23 protein-coding genes and 3 pseudogenes are annotated in these 18,829 nt (G+C 44.2%); 9 read left to right on the top strand and 17 right to left on the bottom strand.

The annotated features are described in order from the left end of the window. Position 1: 1 nt before the first annotated feature. Together ACOMG9_RS14990 and ACOMG9_RS14995 are read left to right on the top strand one after the other, a co-directional pair. Positions 2–196, top strand: a pseudogene (locus ACOMG9_RS14990) (phage integrase N-terminal SAM-like domain-containing protein); the annotation flags it as partial. 57 nt (positions 197–253) lie between these two features. After that, a pseudogene (locus tag ACOMG9_RS14995) lies at positions 254–472 on the top strand (IS91 family transposase); the annotation flags it as partial. 305 nt (positions 473–777) lie between these two features. On the opposite strand, the gene ACOMG9_RS15000 reads toward ACOMG9_RS14995, so the two are convergent. Continuing rightward, positions 778–1,023, bottom strand: coding sequence for a DUF2442 domain-containing protein (locus ACOMG9_RS15000; RefSeq protein WP_448217475.1), 246 nt, complete (start codon positions 1,021–1,023; stop codon positions 778–780). Next, a complete protein-coding gene (locus ACOMG9_RS15005) occupies positions 1,004–1,291 on the bottom strand; it encodes a DUF4160 domain-containing protein (RefSeq protein ID WP_448217476.1) in 288 nt (95 codons plus the stop codon). Before ACOMG9_RS15005 ends, ACOMG9_RS15000 begins: the two co-directional genes overlap by 20 nt. Positions 1,292–1,531: 240 nt before the next feature. Between ACOMG9_RS15005 and ACOMG9_RS15010 the strand changes: the two genes are divergently transcribed. Beyond that, entirely contained in the window at positions 1,532–1,864 is a 333-nt protein-coding gene (locus ACOMG9_RS15010) for a phage integrase N-terminal SAM-like domain-containing protein (protein WP_448217477.1), read from the top strand. Between the two features lie 8 nt (positions 1,865–1,872). After that, a complete protein-coding gene (locus ACOMG9_RS15015; RefSeq protein ID WP_448217478.1) occupies positions 1,873–2,400 on the top strand; it encodes a hypothetical protein in 528 nt (175 codons plus the stop codon). Positions 2,401–2,511: 111 nt separating this feature from the next. Here ACOMG9_RS15015 and ACOMG9_RS15020 read toward each other — a convergent pair. The 9 genes and pseudogenes from ACOMG9_RS15020 to ACOMG9_RS15060 form a co-directional block, all read right to left on the bottom strand. After that, positions 2,512–2,685, bottom strand: a pseudogene (locus tag ACOMG9_RS15020) (DUF4019 domain-containing protein); the annotation flags it as partial. 57 nt (positions 2,686–2,742) lie between these two features. After that, positions 2,743–3,195, bottom strand: a complete 453-nt coding sequence (gene tnpA, locus ACOMG9_RS15025) for an IS200/IS605 family transposase (protein WP_448217479.1) — start codon at positions 3,193–3,195, stop codon at positions 2,743–2,745. Positions 3,196–3,299: 104 nt separating this feature from the next. Further along, positions 3,300–3,767, bottom strand: coding sequence for a hypothetical protein (locus ACOMG9_RS15030; RefSeq protein WP_448217480.1), 468 nt, complete (start codon positions 3,765–3,767; stop codon positions 3,300–3,302). A gap of 235 nt (positions 3,768–4,002) precedes the next feature. Further along, the gene (locus ACOMG9_RS15035; protein ID WP_448217481.1) at positions 4,003–4,320 is read right to left on the bottom strand and encodes an antibiotic biosynthesis monooxygenase family protein; all 318 of its coding nucleotides are present in this window, start codon (positions 4,318–4,320) and stop codon (positions 4,003–4,005) included. Positions 4,321–4,486: 166 nt separating this feature from the next. Then, on the bottom strand, positions 4,487–5,116 hold the full coding sequence (locus ACOMG9_RS15040; protein WP_494529036.1) for a hypothetical protein: 630 nt from the start codon (positions 5,114–5,116) through the stop codon (positions 4,487–4,489). Between the two features lie 103 nt (positions 5,117–5,219). Further along, on the bottom strand, positions 5,220–5,633 hold the full coding sequence (locus ACOMG9_RS15045; protein ID WP_448217483.1) for a hypothetical protein: 414 nt from the start codon (positions 5,631–5,633) through the stop codon (positions 5,220–5,222). Then, positions 5,612–5,974 carry a HEPN domain-containing protein gene (locus ACOMG9_RS15050; protein WP_494529037.1) on the bottom strand — a complete coding sequence of 121 codons (363 nt, stop codon included), beginning with the start codon at positions 5,972–5,974 and terminating at the stop codon, positions 5,612–5,614. The genes ACOMG9_RS15045 and ACOMG9_RS15050 overlap by 22 nt, the downstream gene beginning before the upstream one ends. 210 nt (positions 5,975–6,184) lie before the next feature. Next, positions 6,185–6,610 carry a hypothetical protein gene (locus tag ACOMG9_RS15055; protein ID WP_494529038.1) on the bottom strand — a complete coding sequence of 142 codons (426 nt, stop codon included), beginning with the start codon at positions 6,608–6,610 and terminating at the stop codon, positions 6,185–6,187. Positions 6,611–6,872: 262 nt separating this feature from the next. Continuing rightward, positions 6,873–7,403: a hypothetical protein gene (locus ACOMG9_RS15060; protein ID WP_494529039.1), complete on the bottom strand. Its 531-nt coding sequence runs from the start codon at positions 7,401–7,403 to the stop codon at positions 6,873–6,875. 814 nt (positions 7,404–8,217) lie between these two features. Here ACOMG9_RS15060 and ACOMG9_RS15065 point away from each other — a divergent pair. From ACOMG9_RS15065 to ACOMG9_RS15080, 4 genes are all read left to right on the top strand, one after another. Continuing rightward, positions 8,218–8,679 (top strand): transposase, encoded by a 462-nt coding sequence (locus tag ACOMG9_RS15065; RefSeq protein ID WP_494529040.1) that lies wholly within the window; start codon positions 8,218–8,220, stop codon positions 8,677–8,679. Between the two features lie 219 nt (positions 8,680–8,898). Further along, complete coding sequence (istA, locus tag ACOMG9_RS15070) at positions 8,899–10,452, top strand: IS21 family transposase (RefSeq protein WP_494529041.1); 1,554 nt, start codon at positions 8,899–8,901, stop codon at positions 10,450–10,452. 10 nt (positions 10,453–10,462) lie between these two features. After that, positions 10,463–11,221, top strand: a complete 759-nt coding sequence (gene istB / locus ACOMG9_RS15075) for an IS21-like element helper ATPase IstB (protein WP_317146525.1) — start codon at positions 10,463–10,465, stop codon at positions 11,219–11,221. A gap of 75 nt (positions 11,222–11,296) precedes the next feature. Beyond that, positions 11,297–12,118: a transposase gene (locus ACOMG9_RS15080; RefSeq protein ID WP_494529042.1), complete on the top strand. Its 822-nt coding sequence runs from the start codon at positions 11,297–11,299 to the stop codon at positions 12,116–12,118. A 26-nt stretch (positions 12,119–12,144) separates the two neighbouring features. Here ACOMG9_RS15080 and ACOMG9_RS15085 read toward each other — a convergent pair whose 3' ends face one another. The 5 genes from ACOMG9_RS15085 to ACOMG9_RS15105 all read right to left on the bottom strand — a co-directional run bounded on the left by ACOMG9_RS15085 (position 12,145) and on the right by ACOMG9_RS15105 (position 17,429). Further along, positions 12,145–12,606 (bottom strand): hypothetical protein, encoded by a 462-nt coding sequence (locus tag ACOMG9_RS15085; protein WP_494529043.1) that lies wholly within the window; start codon positions 12,604–12,606, stop codon positions 12,145–12,147. Positions 12,607–13,789: 1,183 nt separating this feature from the next. Then, the gene (locus tag ACOMG9_RS15090) at positions 13,790–14,449 is read right to left on the bottom strand and encodes a reverse transcriptase domain-containing protein (RefSeq protein ID WP_494529044.1); all 660 of its coding nucleotides are present in this window, start codon (positions 14,447–14,449) and stop codon (positions 13,790–13,792) included. Beyond that, positions 14,422–15,507 (bottom strand): IS630 family transposase, encoded by a 1,086-nt coding sequence (locus ACOMG9_RS15095; protein ID WP_448218589.1) that lies wholly within the window; start codon positions 15,505–15,507, stop codon positions 14,422–14,424. Before ACOMG9_RS15095 ends, ACOMG9_RS15090 begins: the two co-directional genes overlap by 28 nt. Before the next feature lie 77 nt (positions 15,508–15,584). Further along, positions 15,585–16,220 carry a reverse transcriptase domain-containing protein gene (locus tag ACOMG9_RS15100; protein ID WP_494529045.1) on the bottom strand — a complete coding sequence of 212 codons (636 nt, stop codon included), beginning with the start codon at positions 16,218–16,220 and terminating at the stop codon, positions 15,585–15,587. Positions 16,221–16,964: 744 nt separating this feature from the next. Next, entirely contained in the window at positions 16,965–17,429 is a 465-nt protein-coding gene (locus ACOMG9_RS15105; RefSeq protein ID WP_494529046.1) for a GIY-YIG nuclease family protein, read from the bottom strand. A 97-nt stretch (positions 17,430–17,526) separates the two neighbouring features. Between ACOMG9_RS15105 and ACOMG9_RS15110 the strand changes: the two genes are divergently transcribed. After that, positions 17,527–17,955 carry a hypothetical protein gene (locus ACOMG9_RS15110; protein ID WP_494529047.1) on the top strand — a complete coding sequence of 143 codons (429 nt, stop codon included), beginning with the start codon at positions 17,527–17,529 and terminating at the stop codon, positions 17,953–17,955. A gap of 97 nt (positions 17,956–18,052) precedes the next feature. Here ACOMG9_RS15110 and ACOMG9_RS15115 read toward each other — a convergent pair whose 3' ends face one another. After that, positions 18,053–18,751: a hypothetical protein gene (locus ACOMG9_RS15115; protein ID WP_494529048.1), complete on the bottom strand. Its 699-nt coding sequence runs from the start codon at positions 18,749–18,751 to the stop codon at positions 18,053–18,055. Positions 18,752–18,829 lie beyond the last annotated feature (78 nt).

An 18,829-nucleotide genomic window follows, 5' to 3' on the forward strand; every position in this document is an offset into this window, starting at 1 on the left:
CATGGAACGTTCTTTGCAAATCCGGTTTGACAAACTGTATCAAAAACACATCACCACCCTGAAACTTCAGGGCAAAAGAAAATCAACCATTGATCTATACAGCAGGCCAATTCGGCGGCTGGCAACCTTCTTTGATCGTTCTCCTGACAGACGCAGCCCTGAGGATTTAAAAACCTGTTTTGCCGCCCTGGTGGAAAGCCATTCCTGGAGCACGGTCAAAACCGATCGTAGTGGCCTGCAGTTTTTCTGGAAACTGTGGCTGGTACTGAAACATGTATTACCCAGGCGACTTCGACGATCACGGGATTATGGATTTTTACACAGCAACGCAAAAAAACAATTATCACTGTTGCAACTGGTTTTAAATGTGATGGTGAAAGCAGTCGAACCCGTCATTCTCCTGAAATTCACATGCAGGCGTTGCGCTGAGACTATGAAACACATTGCGTTCAGTTTCCTGAAACCGACCTGAGTGAAACCGACCTGAGTTATTGTCACATCAACAAACACCACCATTCACAAGCAAGGAGGAAATGTAAACTCAGCCAGGCAGATCCGACATATCCAAGACTACCGTAATGCAGTGGTCTGGAGACACTCATCCTGAATAAATAGCGTTCAGCAAAAACGTTTTGATTCAAGGTCCGCCAGAAAAGTAAACTCCGATAGACCTTCCTTACCAGAATTAAACCAGGGCTTGTGCAACAACAAGATAAGATTGCGGCTGAGCGCAATCTATCCTTATTCGTTATGTGCGATTTCCACTTAGCGGGATTTTTAGTGGACACCGAGCAAGAGGCCTTTAACACTCAAATCTTCATCAAGATCAGGCCAATGGATACCATCCCCCTCCCCAAGCAACTCCCAATTGTTGAGTTGTTGTTTGGTTCCATTTAAAAGAGATGGAAACCAAGAGATTGGTACCAAAATAACTCTGCCATCAACCAAACTAACAATTAGCTCAGATTCAGAAAATTTAACATCTTGAGCTAATGGATGTGCCTCAACCTTTAAAGTATTCATTCCATGCCTCCAAGAATTTATCTTGATTTTTATCTACATGCTTTTGAAGCTCCCTTATCTCTTTGGCAGAGAATCTTGTTGAGCTTGCAAGCATGACAGGTTTTAACCAGAATTTTGCGAGAGCTTTGTCACGCTGAATATGAATATGGGCAGGTTCTCCATTTTCATTGGAGTAGAAGAAAAACCTGTATGGCCCGATTCTTAAAATAGTTGGCAATCTGAGCACTCCCATAGATAAATCATTTAAAAATAAGTTATTGATATTCATATGAGATCATACAACTATGAGTCATAAGATAGCTGATTGGTTCAATTTTGACGATGTTTGTTTTCGCGCATAACGCCTGCGTGTGGGGCGTCGTTGCAAGCGGCGTCCCAGGCACCACGCACTTGTTGAACCAATCCGCTAACGTGGCAAAAAAAAATACCGTTCATCCCAGCCACCCCAACATTGCCAATACTTCCTGATATCCGTACCATTCCGGCGCGGCTTATATAAGGAAGCAACATGGAACGTTCTGAGCAAATCCGGTTTGACATACTGTATCAAAAACACATCACCACCCTGAAACTTCAGGGCAAAAGAAAATCAACCATTGATCTATACAGCAGGCCAATTGGGCGGCTGGAAACCTTCTTTGATCGTTGTCCTGACAGACTCAGCCCTGAGGATTTAAAAACCTGTTTTGCCGCCCTGGTGGAAAACCATTCCTGGAGCACGGTCAAAACCGATCGTAATGGCCTGCAGTTTTTCTGGAAACATGTTCTGGGCATGCGCCGCAGGCGCAGTCCCCTGGAAATTTTTGTTATGCCTATACTTCGATATATTTTTGAAGGTTGAAAGTTGGTATGAAGACACAGCTAAAAATTTATTTATTCAGTATTCTGATAACTATAAATTCTATTAACGTCTCTGCTAACAATGAATTTTACGATATTGGAGTGATTGAGAACTTCACATCAAAACTAACTGATTATAAGCAGTACGTAGGTCTTGGTTTCGCCTGTTTATTTTTGCCCACTTTAATAAATCGAAGTGATAGTTATTACAACACAATTACAACAGCAAATGCTTTATTAGCCGCCCTCGGTGGATCTATTGGATATTTAGCAGGTGTTACAGTAGCAAATTCACCTGAGTTAATTAGAAAAGCAACAATTCTTATAGGAGAAAATATTAATTACATTGTAAAAATGAATTCGCTTTCAATCGAAATTTCAGATGTACTTTTAATGATAGAAAAAGATCTAAAAATGCTTTTAAATCTAACTCTTTCTGCTTCGGCTCTGGGGTTAGCAATAGCTACGATTTTGCTTAGCGAGCTAGATCAGCTGATCTACATCCTCACGTCTCGACATGCTTATTTGTTTTTGTGATTTGAGGCATAACGCCGCAATAAGCCGCTGAGCCGCAGGCGAGGTCAGGTGGAGGCCGAAGGCCGGGACGAACTTGATTGCTTTGTTATGTGCTTGAACTTACAGGTTGTGTTATTTGATGTAGTAACCTGCCGCTTTCCATTCGTTGTCAACTTGCATAAACGTTACTGTTTCAGTGGCTTCACTTTTATTTGTGAATCTTGAATGGTATGTCATGACTTCATATTTGCCTTCTGGAGCATTTGGCAAATTTGAAACAGTTTGAGAAGCTATAAATTTTCTGGAAGTTAAATGACCTCCAACAGAGCCGGAGGCTTATTAGGTGACGCCCTCAAAGGGCTTTTATTGCACCCAAGGGCGCGTGTCAAAACCAAGTTTCAGCTGATCTCGTGTTTCATCATTTATCTCCTGATTTCGGATATATGCCTTAACCAGATCTTCATCAAGACCTACTGTGCTGACGAAATACCCTCTTGCCCAGAAATGCTCACCAGAAAAATTCCTCTGCTTACCTTTGAAGTGTCTCGCAATAGCTATTGCGTATTTACCCTTCAAATAGCCAACAACATTTGGAACAGAGTGTTTCGGCGGGATGCTAATGCAAATATGAACGTGATCTCGCATCAAATGCCCTTCCACAATTTCACACCCTTTGCGACTGGCAAGATCATGGAAAATGGCTCCCAGAAATTTTCTCAAGCTCCCATAAATAACCTTTTGTCTCTTTTTGGGAATAAAGACAATGTGATACTTACAATCCCATCGAGTATGAGTCAGACTTTTGTAGTCTGGCATAAGTTAAACCTCTTGGTTCTTGGCGGAACCCTTGAGGTTAGCTACCGAAGCCTCGCTATAACCTATGCGAGTCTCCCCGGCATAGCCGGGGGTTTACCTAATGATTAATTAATAAATCCCAAATGCGCATTGTAGCCAGTAGCAGAAATGTTTTCACAGAATTCAAGATGCCTTTCAAGACCCGAGGTTGCATCGATGTATGCAGCAGACATCATAACATCAAAGCAAAATGCCTGAGTGTGTGAATCCTGATCTCTCATCCATACTAAAAGACGGTCAACCTCAGATGTATCAGGTGGATTGCGATGTTGAGCGTATAACGCTTGCAGCAAGGGTGGCAAACACAGTGAGCCATCCCTTTGCCTGTATTTGTTAGCCCGGCAGCCCTGCCGCCTGGGACAATGTTGATTATTGCAGAGGAGCTTCAGTAAAACCTGCACCTGCTGCACCGATTGAAGTGCATAAAAATTACCGCTGGAAAACTTGCAGGCAACGCCAATGCTGTTACAACTTTTAACTCGTTTAGTGCGCCGGACCAAATAATCATAAACACCGTGAAACCACGCTGACATGCCCAACAAGACACCGCAGATTTTTCATCGACTGACACAGAATCTACAGACATGCATTATTGAGAACTACTCAGAACTGGATTTGACCATACTGGTTGCTGGCGTAGATTTTGATTCCTGGCTCATCCACTGGAAAAATAGAAAAAACTTTCATACTGCTGCTGGCTAACGCCTGCGTGTGGGGCACCGCCACAGGCGGCGTCCCAGGCAGCTTGCTGCCGACACCACGCACTTGTTAAATGCCGTGCTGATGCTCTACTTTTGAGATTCGAACTTTGAAGGCAGAGTACCACTTTTCATGGCCAAACTTCTGAGCCAATGAATGCTCCGAATTTGCTTTCCATTTTTTTATGGACTCCAGATTTTCCCAATAAGAAACAGTAATACCAATATTTTCTCGTGCAGACTCAAGACCCAGAAAACCCGGCTGAACCGCTGCAAGCTCTACCATCCTTGCTGCCATTTCACTATACCCGTTGTCACATTCATTTCTGACTGAAGTGAATATCACTGCATAATAAGGTGGGCTTGGAGTTTCTGAAATCGAACTCATCTCTAATTCTCTTCTTATTGCACATTGAAACAGAGTAATGCTGGTGTATTTAGAATAATGCTGATCAAGGCATTTAACGCCTGCGTGTGGGGCACCGCCGCAGGCGGCGTCCCAGCCAGCTTGCTGGCGACACCACGCACTTGTTATGTTGCGTATACTTTGACTGTTAATGGATACCAACTTCTGACTGGCAATCAAATTTTTCTCCAGTCCAGCTACTTCCGGGAACCCAAACTACCCTAAAAAAGTATGATCTATTATCATTTTCAAGCCAGCCTAGCTGCATAAACCCAAAATATACCTCCACATTTTTCCATGGCGTTGGAGTCAATCTAGAAAGTTCAGTGATTAAGCTTTTTGATGCGGTTTGCGGGGATGATATATAAATTTCCAGCTTCTTATCACCTATATCACCTGACCATAGTTGAGGGCTGATATAGCAGGGTATTTGTTTTCTAAGCCTTTTTGACCAACCCTCTTGCCACTTAATTTCACCTATTAATACCGACTCATTTTTGAAACCAACAAAATCAGCTGCCTCGCCAACTTTTCCTGTGTAACACCAAATAGCTGATGGAGTATCAAAAAATAAGTTTGGATCTGCTTTTATAAATTCATGTATATCATTTACTTCATTCCAGCCGGATAAATCAGCAAGTTCTTGAGCACCACCACAATCAACTATTCCTTCACCATATCCTTTGAAAACTGATTTATGCCACTTGATTGATTCAACCTTTTCAGTACATGGCAGGAATTTTTTATTTTTAATATCAATTGTCCACATTTTTTTCATTGTTCATTCCAAGTTTGATGAGCCACATAACGCCTGCTTCAGCCGCACGCCGAAGGCGCGTCGGGTGGAGGGGCGAAGCCCCGGAACGAACTGGAAGCATTTGTTATGTGCGTAGGTTGATTCTATAAACGAAAGCATCCTCTATGAATTGACCATTTATAGTTTCTCTTGAGAGCCTTTCTTTTAATATGTTTTTCTTACTATTGAAAACACTGGCCAATAATTGCAATATCTTGTTTGAATTATCGGTAACACCAATATTATTAAGGGATAAGGTTGAATCTTTATCCGAAAAATCGTTTAAGGCATCTACTACTTTTTTGTAGTACTTTTTTGGCCCTTCAGATTTAACTAATTCTGAAGTAAAGTAAAGCTTCCATGTTTTTTCTTCTGGATAATATAACCAAAATGTTGCAGAAACTTTAGCATCGCTCTTATCAAGTTTTTTGAGAAGAGTTTCACCGACACTAATCATTTCATTCGTTAGGCTTTCGCTTACCAAAATTTCTTTAGCCATTGTAAAATTCCTGATTGTTTATCGATAATTGCTTCAATTAAGTCAATAGCTCTAGTTTTTTCGATATTTGTTTCATATCGGGAGGTTTCTTTCCAGTCTTTAACAACTGCCCAGTTCAATTTAAAAGTTTCACTATCCTGTTCTTCTTTTTTGAGCCTTTGCTTCAGCCCTGCGACACCAACCAAATCAGTTAGGTTGTGGGTATGGCTATCTTGAGCCAACTTCTTGTTTGGAAAGTCAAACTCTTTGACTTGCTTACAAATACAAGCTTTTAAAGCACACTCAACAGAATACCCTGCAAGATAGTAAGCTCCATTGAACTCATCATTTTCAAGCAGCATTATTGCTTCTCTTATCCTTATCGAGGATAAGCTCTCTAACTCAGCCTTATTCATATAGCTAAGATTGCTCTCAAAATCGTATGAAATGGTAAAGATAGCGGTTTATGTCATGCTTTGATCTGTTTTTTAACTTTTACTTACTGCTTGGTAGGAGCACATAACGCCAAATTCAGCGGCAGCGCGTCTAGCGCTGTCCGCTGAAATTTTTTGTTAGGCGCGGCTTGCTCGTTGTAATTGTTTAAGATTATTTAGTGTTCTAAAAGATCCAGACATAGAAAATAAAGTTGAACCAACTTCTAAAGATTCATTTTCAACCTTTTCTATAAACTTGTATAAATCATTATAAATCTGTTCCTTTTCAAAAATATAATGGGCTTCATATGGTTGCGTAAATTCCCATACAACTAAATCACTTTCATGTCTAACAGTAACACCTTTATATATTCCAGCACACCCTGCCACACCACACTCGCATGTGAAAATTTCATATTCACCTGGTGATAGTAGGCTTTTTGAAATTTCCTCATAGTCAATACAGTACTCTTCTATATATTGACCATCAATAAATGTTAAATCGTAAATATCACCATCTTCATCTGTATCAAGAGTGAACTTGATATTGTTAATTTTACTCACGAGAAAAATATCAACCTTAGTAGCTGAGAATAAAAATAAATAATACTAAGCTTAATCTTTGTATTAAAGAATTCCGAAATATGAAATCAACGAACATTTATAAGTAAAAATACTCAAACCATCAGTTATATTATCCAGTCAACTTCGTTATAAAACTATTCTCTTTGTTATTTTTTAATAAATTGGATCAATTTACTATTTACTAATTAGCGCCTAACGCCAAAATCAGCGGTGAGCGTAGCGAATCCGCTGGATTTTTTTGTTAGCTTTCTATTGCACCATGTAGTTTTTGGATCAAACCTTTCTCGGCTTTTACTTTGAAGGTTGAATCAACAGATGTATATACTATTGACTTCAAGGTACTTAGTGACTTGGGGTTATCTTTGCCAAACTCATTCGCAAATTTTTTAAGCCATCCTTGATTATCAGGAGAATTAAATGGAACCATAAACGTAGCCTCCTCTCCTTCATTCAACATTTTTGGAATGCTGTCTGACTCAGGAAAACCGAACGTTTGAATTAAATGTTTTTTGTTTCTGAAACGCCCAATAGTCCAACCTATGCTGATTATTTTCGCTGGTCTAGAGCCAATGTTTACCACGCGGATCACACAGTAATCAGGAATATGACTTGATCCTTGAGTCACAAGCTGACGATGACCTGTCATAACTTTTAACTTTACACGGTTTTGATTGAATGAAAGCCATAATGAAGTAATAACTGCTGAAACAGTGCCAATTCCAGCTACCCAAGTACCTATGACATTCCATAACTGAAGTGTGTTTGAATCCATAACTCTCCTTGAAAGCTAACGCCATGCTGTGGGGCGCCGCACAGCGGCGTCCCAGCCCCTTTAGGGGCGACACCAGCAACTTGTTAGCATGGCAACCCACCCGCAAGGGCAAATGGTGAATGATGCAGAGGATTAGCAGCTTTCTTGCTGAACTGATTGAAGCGCACAATCTCTGATATTTAAAAGCTTCCAGGCGATAAAGAAGCTGATGCAACTTTGAACTGGCATAGGGCCACTGAGCAAAAGTACCGATAAACTGAAAACCAACGCTGACATGCCCAACGATACACCGCAGATTTTTCAGCGACAGACTTCACACCAGCAGACATGAACTGCTGAGAACTACTGAAAAGTTAGTGTAACAGTGTCTTTTTGCTGGGAGGTTCTAACTCGAAACCCACCATAGACAGTGAACCCAAAAACTCTTTTTAAAAACTGGTCTTTTCACAACCAGAAACTCTCTATTATTGCTGCCTGCTAACGCCTGCGTGTGGGGCGCCGCCGCAGGCGACGTACCAGGCAGCTTGCTGCCGACACCACGCACTTGTTAGGTCTGCATGATTATTTGCCAGTAGCCGACATCCTGCCACTGATTGAACTTAAAACCAACTTTCTTAAAATGAGCAACTTTATTCATCCCTCTTAGGGTAGACATTAAGCTCAAAAAAGCTTCATTTCCAGCGGCAGAACTCACCTTGAACAGCCAAAATAAAGCTTCGCGAAAAGTATCAAGGCTGAACAAGATGAGTATCGCAAATAGTAGACTAGTTCAAAAAAACTGCTGACGTGTTTCGACCGGTCTGAACTTCTCAGTATGGCGGAACAGCTTGGTTTTACTATACGACAGCGAGATATCCGCCCCTTGGACTTTATCCTTTCACTGATTGATGCCCTTGCTGGTGATGGAAACTGCGATACTCAAGCCGATCTCCACCGTAAATTTAATGAGTTGACGGGGCTGAATGTCTCCTATCGTTCCTGGGCAAATCAAGCTAAAAAAGACGCGATGCCTGCTCTTGTCCTCTGGCTATGGGTGCAGTGTCTGGAAGTCTTTACCCGCAAAGTCATGGCGTTTGATGAGGACAGTCCATTTTCAGAGTTCGAGCACATTCTGATTCATGACGGCTCATCGCAGGCTGTCTACAATGCCCTAAAGGAAACATTTCCCGGCAGGTTCTCAACGGTCAGTCCTGCTGCTGTAGAACTTCATACGACAATGGATCTTCTTACCAACAATCTGGTGCGCGTGCATATTCTGGCATCGCTTGAACACTGATTCTGGTAACTCTTGAACACCTATTCTGGCGGCGCTTGAACACCCATTCTGTTAACTCTTGAACACTTTTTGGAGATTTCCAGAGTTGCTGTTCAACTGCCCAGAATCCGTGTTCAAGCCTCCAGAATCTGAAACCTCTTCTTTCGGTAGATTATCTCTTACGCATTGATTTCCTTGAACTTTAGCCGCTGACCTTTCTAAACAGAAAGGACAGCAGCCATGCCAGATAACAGGATTTCCATGCGAAAACTTCAAGAAATACTCCGGATGCGCTTTGAGTACCGCCTCAGCATCCGGCAAATAGCTCGCAGCACGCGGGTTAGTGTTGGCACTGTGTCCAACTACGTTCAGGCCTTTGAGCGGTCGCCACTGAGCTGGCCTCTGTCCTCAGATTGCTCTGAGGCTACTCTGGTGCAAACATTGTTCCCTGAGGCCCCACTGTCGAGCCGCCAAGGTCTGGTCGACCCGGTCTGGGGCGTTATTCACCAGTCACTCAAGCGCAAGGAGGTGACCAAGCAAATACTCTGGGAGGAGTACTGCCAGGAGAGCACTCTCAATGCCTACAGCTACTCGCAGTTTTGTCACCGCTACAACCAGTGGCTGGGCTGCCAGAAACGTTCCATGCGACAGCATCACAAGGCGGGTGAAAAATTGTTTGTAGACTACGCCGGTCTTACGGTCACTGTCGTTAATCCAAAGACCGGTGAGATCGCTCATAACGCCCAGATTTTCGTAGCGGTGATGGGAGCCTCTAACTACACCTACGCAGAAGCCACCCTGTCCCAGAAGTCCGAAGACTGGCTGGGGTCTCATGTTCGGGCCTTTGAGTTCTTTGGAGGTATTCCCGCTGTCGTGGTACCAGACAACCTCAGGAGCGGTGTCAGTAAGGCTTGCCGTTATGAACCGGACCTGAACCCGGCTTACCAACACCTGGCCAACCACTACCAGGTGGCGGTCATTCCAGCTCGGCCCTACAAGCCCAAGGACAAGGCGAAAGCCGAAGTGGGTGTACAGTTGGTTGAACGCTGGATACTGGCCAGACTTCGTCATGAGACCTTCTTTACCCTGGCAGAACTGAACAGTCGTATACGGGAGCTATTGACTGAACTCAACCTTAAGCCCTTTCAAAAACTGCCAGGTACACGACGAAGTACCTTTGAGCAACTGGATGAACCCACTTTGCGACCTTTGCCCAAACAGGCCTTTGAGTACGCTGAGTTCAGCAAAGCCAGGGTGAACATTGACTATCACATTCACTGTAAAGGCCATTACTACTCAGTGCCTCATCAGCTGGTCAAGAAAGAGGTGGAAGTTCAGGCAACAGAACATACGGTCACTGTCTTCTGCAAAGGTGAAGTTGTGGCCTGTCACCCCCGTAAGTTCACAACCGGTTTTACCACTCAATCAGCCCATATGCCTGAACGACATAGCAAGCACCAGGAGTGGACACCGGAACGACTGCTGGAGTGGGCAAAACAGCTGGGCCCCGATGTTCACTGGATAACTCAGTATCTGTTGAACAGTCGTGAGCATCCGGAGCAGGCTTATCGGTCTTGCCTGGGGTTATTGAACCTCAAACGGGATTACGGAGCTGACCGGTTAAACAATGCTTGCGCCCATGCCCGGAAAATCAAAGGTTACCGACTCAAGAATATCCGGGCGATCCTGCAATCAGGTAAAGACAAACAGGCTCTTCAACCTGAGGTGAAACAAACGACACTACCTCTTCATGACAGCCACGAAAATGTTCGTGGTGCAGCCAGCTATCAGTAACCGGAGACGTATCATGATGAATCAAACTCTGACCCGTCTGCGGTCACTGCGCCTGACAGGCATGGCCGATGCCCTGGCTCAGCAACTGGAGCAGCCCGGCACCTACGACAGCCTGAGCTTTGTGGAGCGGCTGGCCCTCCTGACAGAACAGGAAGAGACCGAGCGCAATAACAAACGTCTTGCCCGGTTACTGAGGGCGGCCAGATTTAAGCTGGCTGCACGGGTAGACGACATTGACTACGAACATCCCCGGGGGTTGAAGAAAGTCCAAATAGCCACATTGTCCAGCGAGGATTGGTTAAACAGGCACAGGAACCTGCTGATTACCGGACCTTGTGGCAGTGGTAAAAGTTACCTGGCTTGTGCACTGGGACACCGGGCCTGCATACAGGGTTACAGTGTCCGCTATTACCGACTCTCGCGCTTACTGGAAGAGCTGAGCCTTGCCCATGGTGATGGCAGCTACAGCAGGCAACTCAAGCAACTGGCGAAGGTGGATTTGTTGATACTGGATGACTGGGGGCTGGAACCTCTGACCCAGCAGCAACGCAACGATTTACTGGAAGTGATGGATGACCGTCACGAACAAAGTTCAACGTTGGTTACCAGCCAGCTACCGACCCGGCAATGGCATGGCAGCATCGGTGATGAGACTCTGGCAGACGCCATTCTGGATCGCCTGATGCACAACGCCCACAGGATTACGCTGAAAGGGGAATCCATGCGCAAGAAGCTGGGAAAACTGGAAACACTTGAACACTTGGACTAAAAATCAGACTGGGTGATGCGTAGGAGATCCAGGGTGTTCAAATGAACCAGAATAGGTGTTCAAGCTGACCAGAATATGCAGCGCGTGCAGCTCACTGAAGATACCCGTTCAGAAAGAGACTGTCTGCCACCACTGCCAACCTCCATGGCTAATATCCTGATGCTGATCGATGCCGGTTATTTTGAGTTGGAACGCTTTGCTGCCATTGATGATCGGGAAGGTTCTTTTATCTGCAAGGCACCTCAGAGTATCAACCCGACGATACTCAGCGCAGTACGGGAGGATGGCAAAAATCTGAATCGCTACAAAGGGAAAAAACTTAAGGAAGTGTTGTCTGGCTTCCCTAAAGATCAATGCCTCGACCTGGATGTAGAATGGCCAGGATTCAAAGCCTGGCCATATCGTTTGGTTGTCCGCTGGAATGACAGGAAACTGAAATGGGTATTCGTTGTAAGCAACCTTAACCGGGTTGAGTTCACCCTGAATGAAGTACTTCAGGCCTATCGTCTACGATGGCAAATAGAGCTTATCTTCAAAGAGATCAAGTCCTATTCAGGGTGGCATCGTTTTAACACTAAATCAGCGACACTGGTGTTTAGCCTGATTCTGATGTCCTTCGTGGTTGTGACGTTGAAAAGGTATCTTGCCCATGCTGCACAGGCGAACCTCTATGAAAGTGGAGCCATTGAAGAAATCTCGACGCATAAGGCGATGAAAAGTGGAACCCGACTGTTTGGTAATGTCATTTTATCCCTTATGAATGCAGGAAAGTCTCTGCTCTCACATACAAGGAAGCTGCTCAACTTCTGGGCAGATAATGCGAAACGTGAACACCCTGCACGAGATGGTTGTTCAGGGCGTACAAGATTAGGTCTTTGTGCTGTGGGTGGGGCTTAATGTCTACCTTAAGTGCACTTGTTAGCTCACGTGTTTCTGGTATCCCACTGACAGCCACATGAACCACACTTGCAGGTAATCCATAAGCATTTACTGCATAAATTTCCCCTTTTTCCAATTAGCGATGTTCCACAGCTATAACAGTGTGTAATCCTGCCTGTTTTGGACAAAATGTTTATCGACTGGGCTTTAGATATTAATTTATTTGTATCAAGCTGTTGACCTTCTTTTACTTTCTTTAATTCAGAACTATAGAACTTATTCCATACTCGATATTGTCTTTGTATGGAAGCCATTTCTGGGTCATGCACAGGAACAGTTTTAATTCTGTCCCTTACTATTTTCTTATTTAATTTTACTGCTTGATCAAATGACACTGAGAATAATATTATGCTTTCTTCATCATTATTCTGTATCGTTTCATCATATAGAAAAAAGGCTTTACCAATAACACCTACCCAGTAATTTGTTTTTTTGTCTTTTGTCATATTTTATAGTTTTTGTTTTGCATTCATAAAATAACAAGATTATTCAATCAAATTTTAAATATCATATTTTTTCTCTGTTTGTTTGGATTCCTTTATTTGACGGTGCAGTGAGCTAACGCTTAAATCAGGTGCGCCGTAGGCGTCACCTGGATTTACTTGGTACGCCCGGCATGGGCATGAACTTATGGGGTGAAAGTCCCCTGTGGGTAAACCAGCATCGGATCTTGAGCCTAATAAGCCAACCGATGATAACCACTAGCTTAAGGCAAGTGCAATCCCGCGAGGGGTTGTGCGGAGGCAGTCTGACTGCAAAGGTGCGAGCCGACGGAGACTGGGCGTCCCCCATAAATCGCATACAAGGCCGAGTCTCGTGGGCGAGTGAGCCAATGATCACAAAGCCCTCTGGTTTGAGAGACACGGTAAATGCGGCGGTTGTGCACTGACAGTTCATGTTCTTATCCGGGGAGGTCTGTTCAACATGCGATTGGTTATTCCCAGTTCTCAGCCACTGGTTACAACAGGCTCGGCGAGCAAGATTCATCACCCTGTTCGAGCAAACCCGATGACAACCAATAGCGCCCAAAGGAGTAATCCTGTGTGGTGATTGAACAGAAGTCAGCAGACGTCATAGTAGTTGTTCGACAGGAGTCGTCAGCGAAGGACTGAACACCGATGACAAAGAGGAGACTGATTCCCTCAGCACAGTGCAGCCGTCCGGCGAAACACTGTGTCTGGCGACAGAATCTTTAACCAGCTTTGAACCACGATCTACTAAGTTGTGCACTGGAGCCTGCCAACTTACTGAAGGCATGCGACTGCAAGGATGCAGGAGGTAGGGCGAAGCAGGAGCCAGAGCCGAGAAACAGGTCAGAAGCAACAAGGGTGCTCCCGGCATTGATGGAGTCACCATTGAGGCTTACCCTGACTTTGCTAAACAGCATTGGTCCTCAGTGCGCCAAGCCTTACTGGATGGAACATATAAGCCGTCTCCGGTGCTGCATATTCTGGCATCGCTTGAACACTGATTCTGTTAACTCTTGAACACCTATTCTGGCGGCGCTTGAACACCCATTCTGTTAACTCTTGAACACTTTTTGGCGATTTTCCGAGTAGATGAGGACGCTACCGCCCTCATCCCTCACAGAGCCGGACGAGCCCAATTAAGGCATCCGGTTCCTCACAGTTACTGGTTCACTAGCCGACGGCTGTAAGAGTACCGATGATGGATCTTCGGCGGTGCCAGGGGGAAACGGTTCAGGAACAGATTGAATTTCTCCCATGTTATATAGCTTTTCTGCGAACGCCGACAGAGCCATTTATGCCAGATTACCTTCACCTTGTCCTGAATCGTATCTAAGGATTTGGCGTTGCCCGTGATACCAAAGTATGCATAATGCCCCCGGAGCTTCCGGTTCAAGGCTGCATATTGTTCATTCACCGGTTTATGTCGGAATTTCCGGCAATAGTCGTTGAATGCCTTCAGTGTTCTGGCGATCCGCCCTTTTGCCGTTTTCTGGTAAACAACAGTATTGCCCTTCCGGGAAGTACCCCAGAAATGCGTGAACCCAAGGAAGTCAAAGCTGACCGGTATTCCGTTGCGCTTATTCTCTTTCCGACAATATGGCCGGAAGTCTACACGCCTCGTTTTCTCCGGATGCAGTTTTAGCCCATAACGTTCGAAGCGCTTGGATAGCACTTCTTCTACCCGACGACAGTCTTCGCGATTATCAAAGACCATCACACTATCATCGGCAAAACGCGTCAGGCTACACTTTCCTCGCAGTCTTGGTTGGACTGTCTGTGTAAACCAGTCATCTAGTGTAGTGCGTCGTTCTTTTTGCAACTTAACCGGCGATTAGCCCGAACGACTTTTTCTAAGATATCATTTGCCTTAGCAGTCCAGATAAACGGCTTTGGATTTTGATTATGCTTTTCAATATATTCATCAATCGCACTGACTAGCTGTGGCACACTGACAAACACACCACGGCGTAAACGCTGACTCGTGAGATCCCGAAAAAATCTCTCAACCATGTTTAACCATGATGCTGACGTTGGCGTAAAGTGCATATGAAAACGAGGATGTTTTTCCAGCCATTCTCGCACCTTCGGGTGTTTGTGAGTCGCATAGTTGTCGCAAATCAGGTGCAGCTCTTTGTCTTTTGCCGTTTCCCTATTTATCTGTTTAAGAAACTTCAACCATTCCACATGGGTATGACGCTGCTGGCACTGACCGATGACAGCACCATCAAGTACATTCAGTGCTGCAAAGAGAGTGGTTGTACCATGTCGTTTATAATCATGAGTCATTGTTGCGGCACGCCCTTTCTTCAACGGTAAGCCAGGCTGTGTTCGATCGAGTGCCTGAACCTGACTTTTTTCATCACAGCACAGCACCAACGCATGTTCAGGAGGAGACAGATAGAGTCCGACAATATCTTCAAGCTTCTCCACAAATTTCGGGTCTCGGGACACCTTGAATGTCTTTTCCAGGTGAGGCTTGAGGCCATATGCATGCCATATCCGGCGAACACTTCTCTCACTGATACCGCTAACAGCAGCCATAGTTCGGGTGCTCCAGTGAGTGGCATTTTCCGGAAGGGTGTTTGTGGTCAGACTCACAATCTCAGCAGCATCAATCTTCTTTTTACGGCCACTGCGAGCTCGATCCTGTTCAATCCCGGAGAAGCCTTCCTGAGCATATCGGTCACGCCAGCGGCTGACCTGATGACGACCGATCTTCAGTATTTGCGCAATCTCAAGATTGCTTTTTCCTTCTGCAGAGAGAAGAACAATCTGGGCACGGCGGGCCAAGCGAAGAGGGCAAGTATTTGATGAAGTAATCTTTCTGAGTCGTATTTCTTCAGAAGCATCAAGTATTATCTCTGTGGCAACTCGCATAGTAAAAACAGGCAGTGGTTGGAATAACATCCATAGTAGACCGTTAGGAGTCTTTATGTACTGTTAATTAGGTCGCACTACACTAGCACGTAATGAAGGTATATGTTGGCTAGCAGGGGTGAAATTACTCCGCCCTGAGGTGTTCCCTGCGTCGGGTAGACAAGCTCCCCGGACTCAAGAATACCTGCCTTCAACCATTTATCGATCAGTTTTCTCACTACGCCATCAACTACTCGTCTGTCAAGAAACTGTCTCAGCTGGCCGTGGTCAATCGTATCGAAATACTTTTGTATATCCACGTCCAGCACCCAGTAGGCTCTGTCTCTCATGATATTTTCACGCAGGCTTCGTAAGGCTTCATGCGCCGACCTTTGTTTACGGAACCCGAATGAGCAGTGGTAGAAATTCTGCTCATAGATTGGCTCCAACAGCATAACGACCGCTCTTTGGACAATTTTGTCCTCAAAGGTAGGAATGCCTAAAGGCCTTTTCTGCCCTTTTCCTTTATCGATGTAACTCCGCTTCACAGCGGGCGCGCGGTAACAACCGGACTTGATGTGATCCAGCAGATTAAGGAGATTAGACTCCAACTGCCGTTCGTACATCTCAGCCGTCTGACCATCTACTCCTGTAGCGCCATCTTTGCGGGTCAGTTGGTAAGCCTGATAAAGCCACTGGTAATCCATGTGGTGATTGAGAGAAGTGAAAGCCATATCTGGGTTGTTCCTGGCCAGTGTGGCTATCCGTCTCTGTTTCGTTGACACAAACATAAGGTTCCAATGCACCTCTTGTGTTTCCCACAAACGGGTCAATAACTATGATGTCCCCTTTCCTCGTCCGGGTCCTCCTGAGCAGAGTTCCCCGTTGTCATCAGTACTATGGGACACTAAGACTTCCAGTACCTACTGCCCGGTCACTTATGGATTCGCTTCCGAGTTCCTGCGTGTTACTTCTGATTTGCTTCATCAGGTTTGAAGCGCCACCTGACGACCGGGTTCTGTTCAGCCATAGAACCAATGGCGACTACACACAGGTCAGCACTGGACCTCGCAGGTTCCTGAGAAATCCATCCTGTACCTTTGCCCCGGTCTCAGATTCCGGTTGGGCTGGTGTTGCCTCACCATAGCGGCAAACCAATGCTGACCCCATCTTCTGGAAAATGAAGCCCCCAACGGTTGCATCATATCGGAACTCAATCCCACGGCTTCAGTACCTGCTGTGTACGCTTCACAACCAGCGTTACCGCTGACTATGCAACACTCGCTTCCGGCTGATGGTTAGTCTTTGCCGGGCAGGAGTCGAACCTGCTGGATTTCAACGAATGATTTCAGTTCATAGCAAACCTCCCACATTCTCAGGCTTAGCCTGTCGCAACCAGAATAGGTGTTCAAGCTGACCAGAATATGCATTAGGGCGAAACGTACTCCATGCACTTGTTATATTTTTCTTGCACGGTGCTATGCTTTAACAATTTGTTTGGCTCCAGAAAACTGTTTTGCCGCCATGAAGCCTTTGAAATTTATTTGATGAGTTGGTCGTTTGGTACCTGAATCATTGAGAAGATCGTGCCCCTCTAATAATGCGTGTTCTATAAGAGCAATTTCAATAATTCCTATAGCTTTAGCTGGCTGTTGTCCAGATCTTGCTATAAATTCGCCGATGACTAAAACTTTATCGCCTTTTTGTGCATTCTGAATTCCTTTCATCATTTTGACGGAATTCAAGTGTTGTTTGATTCTTTTCTGTATATTTGTAGATTTTCCAATATATAAGGGCTTTATGCTTGTGTCGTATCTTCTGCAGAACATATAAACACCAGGGCCATCATGAAGTTCATCAATATCTTCGATATTCAAAATTAAGTCTTCATCGCTACCATCAATTAAAGGTAGTGGTTTATTCCATTGTATATTGAGTTCCATCGTTACTCCTGATGGTTGTGAAAAATATAACCGCAAAGCTGACGGGCAGCGAAGCTGTCCCCATTGAGCGAGTTGTTAGACGGTATGGGTAAATGGTATGCAAGAGTACGAAAGAGAGTATTACAAAAAACACGATCACAACATTAGTTGGCTAGGTCAGTCTGTTCGAGTAAAAACAAAACACAAGCAGCACTATTTCAGCATTAGTGAATACGGTAACAAAGAAGCTGCTCTAAATGCTGCAAGAGCTTTTCGTGATCGCTTGCCTGTCAGTAGCTTTCGAGGAGATTACGATCACGATAAGTTTGAAGCCAGAGGGGAGTCCGGTATTTTAGGCGTAGTGCGTTATGTTATTCGAGGCGAGCATGTTAGGTGGGTAGCCTGCTGGCAACAAGGTAAGCCACCCTTCCGTATTCAGAAAAAGAAAAAGTTTCACTTTAATAAATATAGTGATAGTGCTTTGGAAGAAGCAGCAAAATACAGATTAAAAATGGTGCGTTTGCACTCGATAGCGAATACCGTCTAACGCTTGCGTGTGCGGCTTGTCCGCACCACGCACTTGTTAGCTGCGTTGTTACTATAAAACGAATAAAGCAATAATAACCTTATAAAGTATTTATGTATTATTGCACTGCTTCTATGTAACTTTTCTTCAAGCTATCAAAATCTGAAAAATAGGATTGTTCTAAAATAACAACTCTGCTAGGTGAATAACTGACGCCATGATTTCTAGGTGGTATCCTTTGTCCTATATGAGCATCAAAAAAAGCCATTATCACATTATTTTTATCTTCTATTTTTAAGGCTATAAAGTATTCGATCAATTCAGCTTTGACTTGAACATCCTTGATATAAGAAAAAACCTCAAACACTTCATCTTTTAGTTCTTGTATATCCCTATCCAGCTCAATTAAACCTGTAACAAGATTTTGAGATAAAAATGATGTTTCAACAGTATTAAGATTCCAGTCATCAGCCTTTCTAAGCTGAGACAAGATACTACTTTTTGAATCCTGAATCTCTAAATTAACAGCGACCTTAACAGCTTCTGAAATATATATGCAGTCCATTGACGACAAATCAGAAGAAATAGTTAAATTCAAATTTCTTATTGTCGTCTCTTGTGGCTGATAAGGTAAATTTCTTAATGATGTCTCCAAAACTCTTATAGCTGTTGGATTCTGGTAACAGCAAGACAAAGCTGTCCATATAGCATTTTGATAATAGGTGTCCCTAAAACCCTGCAAAGTCCTATAAAGATCATTTAAGGAAATAGAACTAGGGAGCTTCTTTTCATCATCAATAATGTTTATTTCACTCAAGCTAAATGTAGTAACAACCTCTTGGATTTGGTTATCTGTAAAACAAAAGTAACCTATTCTTTTTTCTTCAGTTTTGAA

The sequence above is a fragment of the Endozoicomonas sp. PH6C genome (assembly GCF_059322965.1).